Genomic DNA, 3,354 nt, shown 5'->3' with positions numbered 1-3,354 from the left:
TGAACGTGCCGCCGCCTGCGGCGGGACGGCCGAGGCCGGTCCCCTGCCGGGCGGCGGGTTCCGGGTCTCGGCGACGCTGCCCTGCGCCGCGGCGGCCGGCGCCAGCGGCTGCCCGCGGGTCCCGAGGGCCCGGTCGAGCAAGGGAAGCCCGGCGCCGAAGACCAGCAGCACGAGCGCCACGACGCCCGTACCCCACCATCTGACCCGCACCACGCGACCCCCCGACGACGTGCGCTGCGGAAATGCCCTTTGACAGGCGGAAATGCCCCTTGACAGGGCGGCTAAACAAGATCAGGCCGCGGGGGTCACCAGTGCGCGGGCCGCGTGAGCGCCGCGGGGATCCGCGTCGCCGCGTCGCCGCGCGCCGAGTCGAGCTGCGCCTGGGTCAGGAAGAGGCACCCGGTGAGGTCGGCGCCGCGCAGATCGGCGTCCCGCAGGTCCGCGCCGGTCAGGTCCGCGACCCGCAGGTCCGCCCCTCGCAGGTCGGCCGCGATCAGGTAGGCGCCGCGCAGATCGGCGCCCCGCAGGTCGGCCCCCTTGAGCCTCGCCCCCACCAGATCCGCCCCCCGCCGGTTCTTCCTCCGCCCGGGGACGCCCGCCCTGGCGAGCTCTCCCGCCCGCGACAGCAGGCCGTTCACCCTCTCCCGAACGGCCCGGACGTCCACCTCGGCGACCTCGCCGGGGCCGCCGCCGGTGAGGCGGTCGACCTCGCCGGACGCCCGCCGCAGCTCGTCGCGGATCGGGCCGGAGGACGGCATCGCCGCGGCCTGGTCGAGGTACCAGAGCAGCTCGTGGAGCTGCCGCATCACGGGGAACACCGCGAACATGCGCCGCGCGACGTCCGGATCCCCGCGCCAGTCCGTGCCGGAGAACGTCTCGCGCGAGACCTTCTGCCCGGCGCCGAAGCAGTCGAAGACCGTGCAGCCCGGGAAGCCGCGCTCCCGGAGGTCGGCGTGGACGCCGCAGCGGAAGTCGGCCAGGAGGTTGCGGCAGGGCTCGCCCGCGTCCTTGTCCACGGCGAAGTCGGCGGACCTCGAGAACGGCAGCGCGACGCAGCACAGCCCGAAACAACTGGCGCAGTCGGCCTTCAGATCCGATCTCTCCGGCACTTCCCGACCCCCGGCTCGTGGACGACGCTCCATTGTCGCGCCGGGCGGGCCGTGCCCTGGACGCGCGGAACGCCGCGGCGCCGGATACAGTTGCGGACTCCTATGACAGCACCCCTCACCGAGCCCGCCATCGTCTCCAGGCTCCGCGCCGCCGGCTGCGTGTTCGCAGAGGACGAGGCGCGGCTCATCCTCTCCACGGCCCGCACCCCGAGCGACGCCGCCGCCATGGTGGAGCGGCGCGCGGACGGCGAGCCGCTCGAACACGTCCTCGGCTGGGCGATGTTCTGCGGGCTGCGGATCGCCGTCGCACCCGGGGTCTTCGTGCCCCGGCCCCGCACCGAGTTCCTCGTCCGGCGGGCCCACGCCCTCGCGCCTCCCCGGCCGGTGATCCTCGACCTGTGCTGCGGGTCGGGCGCGCTCGGGGCCGCGCTCGCCTCCGGCGTGGGCGAGTGCGTCCTGCACGCCGCCGACATCGAACCCGCGGCGGTGCGCTGCGCCCGCGGCAACATCGCGCCGTACGGCGGCACGGCCCACGAGGGCGACCTCTTCGATCCCGTCCCGGGTGAGCTGCGCGGACGGGTCGACGTGCTTCTGGCCAACGTCCCCTACGTCCCCACCGGGGACGTCGCGCTGATGCCGGCGGAGGCGCGCGACCACGAGCCGCGCTCGTCGCTCGACGGCGGCCCGGACGGCCTCGACGTACTGCGCCGCGTCACCGCCGAGGCGTCGCGGTGGCTCGCCCCGGGCGGCCACCTGCTGTTCGAGACGAGCGAGCGGCAGGCCCCCGCGGCCGTCGCCGCCGTGGAGGCCGGCGGCCTCGCGGCCGCGGTCGCGGCGTCCGAGGAGTTCTATGCCACCGTCATTGTCGGCGCAAAGCCGGTGTAAAACTCCACAGGCGGGTATCGGTTCGGTCAGGACCGAACCGAAGGAGTGAAGTCAGATGCGCCGCATCAGCGCAGCGATCAGCGCCATTGTCGGGACGATCGTCAGCGTCGTGACCCTGCCGTTCCGCGTTCTGGGGCGGTTGCTGACCCCCGGTCGCGGCCGCAGCCGTCGCGGGGCGGCGTGACGCATATCCCGGATCGCCCCGGGCCCGTTCTCCTGGAACGGCTCGGGGCGATCGCGTGGAAAAGGCGTTGCGCACCGGGCCGGCGACCCGCACCATAGGAGCAAGGCACTGATCGGAAACGGACGGGAAGGAGCGGCGGCCATGGTCACGACCATCACCCGGCAGGTCCCGCAGCCCTTCGGGTCCGGTGCGGGTCAGGGTACCGCCTTTATCGGAAACGCCTCTGGATAGGGCCGTCAGGCTCCACCGGAGGCCGCCAGGGAGAGATCCCGGCGGCCTTTCCTTTTCCCCAGGGTCAGTAGCTCAATTGGGAGAGCGCCCGCCTTGCAAGCGGGAGGATGCCGGTTCGAATCCGGCCCGATCCACGGCCTTCGAGCTCATGCGGATGAGCGCCCGGTCGAAACCCGGGAGGACGGGGTTCGACTCCTCGGATGGCCACCGAGCGGAGCTTTCCGGGCTCCGCGCGTCGCACAGGCCTGAATGGTGAGGCGGCTGGCTTCCACCCAGCAGAACCGGGTTCGATTCCCGGGTGCGGCTCTGGACTGGACCGGCGGGAGTAACGACCCCCGGCCGGTCCTCCCCGTGCCCACGGCGGGCGGACGCCACCGCCCGCCGGCGGGCACCCGTGCTGGATCATCCAATGGCAGGATGCGTGACTCTGGATCACGTCATGCAGGTTCGACCCCTGCTCCAGCAGCCGATCGGCGGGGCCGCAAGGTCAGCGCACCCGTTCGACGAGGTCCGCGAGCCGTGCGGTCTCGTCCGGGGTCAGCTCCGTCAGCGGCGGGCGGACGGGGGACTTCCTCGCGGTCCCCGCCGAGGACGGCGGCGTGGCCGCAGTCCGCTACGCGGGCGTGGCGTTCCAGCCCGTCGACCTGCCGGACCCGGCGCCCGTGGAGCTGAGCCTGGCCTGGCGACGCGGCGACAACCCGGCGCTCGCCCTGCTGCTGCGGCACCTGTGACCACCGGCGACCGCCTTGACGGCGCCCGGCCGCTCGCTTATTTTGGCGTCCAAATATTGGCCGTCAAAATATTGGCCCGCATCGCCGGCATCCTGGAGGAACGATGAGCGACTTCCCCGCGTACGCGCCGTCTGAGGAGCATGAGCTGCTGCGGAGTTCGGTGCGTGAGCTGGCCGAGGCCAAGATCGCTCCTTTCGCGGCGGAGGTGGATGAG

Annotated in this window: 6 protein-coding genes and 3 tRNA genes; 7 read left to right on the top strand and 2 right to left on the bottom strand. The window is 73.2% G+C overall.

The features are described from left to right. Both AB0K37_RS41215 and AB0K37_RS41210 read right to left on the bottom strand, forming a co-directional pair. Positions 1-213 (bottom strand): hypothetical protein (locus AB0K37_RS41215; RefSeq protein ID WP_363991411.1); only part of this gene is annotated, 213 nt, incomplete at its 3' end. Positions 214-305: 92 nt separating this feature from the next. After that, positions 306-1,142, bottom strand: coding sequence for a pentapeptide repeat-containing protein (locus tag AB0K37_RS41210; RefSeq protein WP_363991409.1), 837 nt, complete (start codon positions 1,140-1,142; stop codon positions 306-308). Positions 1,143-1,211: 69 nt separating this feature from the next. Here AB0K37_RS41210 and AB0K37_RS41205 point away from each other — a divergent pair, with 69 nt between their 5' ends. From AB0K37_RS41205 to AB0K37_RS41175, 7 genes are all read left to right on the top strand, one after another. Further along, positions 1,212-1,994, top strand: a complete 783-nt coding sequence (locus tag AB0K37_RS41205; RefSeq protein ID WP_363991406.1) for a putative protein N(5)-glutamine methyltransferase — start codon at positions 1,212-1,214, stop codon at positions 1,992-1,994. Positions 1,995-2,049: 55 nt separating this feature from the next. Further along, entirely contained in the window at positions 2,050-2,178 is a 129-nt protein-coding gene (locus tag AB0K37_RS41200) for an LPFR motif small protein (protein WP_268248260.1), read from the top strand. 292 nt (positions 2,179-2,470) lie between these two features. Further along, positions 2,471-2,543, top strand: a tRNA-Ala gene (locus AB0K37_RS41195). 100 nt (positions 2,544-2,643) lie between these two features. Continuing rightward, positions 2,644-2,715 (top strand) — tRNA-Gly (locus AB0K37_RS41190). A gap of 89 nt (positions 2,716-2,804) precedes the next feature. After that, positions 2,805-2,875, top strand: a tRNA-Gln gene (locus AB0K37_RS41185). A 133-nt stretch (positions 2,876-3,008) separates the two neighbouring features. Next, positions 3,009-3,140: a hypothetical protein gene (locus AB0K37_RS41180; protein ID WP_363991403.1), complete on the top strand. Its 132-nt coding sequence runs from the start codon at positions 3,009-3,011 to the stop codon at positions 3,138-3,140. A 103-nt stretch (positions 3,141-3,243) separates the two neighbouring features. Next, on the top strand, positions 3,244-3,354 hold a 111-nt coding region (locus AB0K37_RS41175), incomplete at its 3' end, for an acyl-CoA dehydrogenase family protein (protein ID WP_363991413.1).

It is taken from the genome of Actinomadura sp. NPDC049753 (genome assembly GCF_040674655.1).
Lineage (GTDB): Bacteria > Actinomycetota > Actinomycetes > Streptosporangiales > Streptosporangiaceae > Spirillospora > Spirillospora verrucosospora.
Note: the sequence above shows the minus strand (reverse complement) of the source record. Positions and strands in the feature narration are given on the sequence as shown.

Bases quoted from the DNA above. Each gene is read 5' to 3' on its own strand.
- AB0K37_RS41210 (WP_363991409.1), bottom strand. From the start codon at position 1,142: ATGGAGCGTCGTCCACGAGCCGGGGGTCGGGAAGTGCCGGAGAGATCG.
- AB0K37_RS41205 (WP_363991406.1), top strand. From the start codon at position 1,212: ATGACAGCACCCCTCACCGAGCCCGCCATCGTCTCCAGGCTCCGCGCC.
- AB0K37_RS41200 (WP_268248260.1), top strand. From the start codon at position 2,050: ATGCGCCGCATCAGCGCAGCGATCAGCGCCATTGTCGGGACGATCGTC.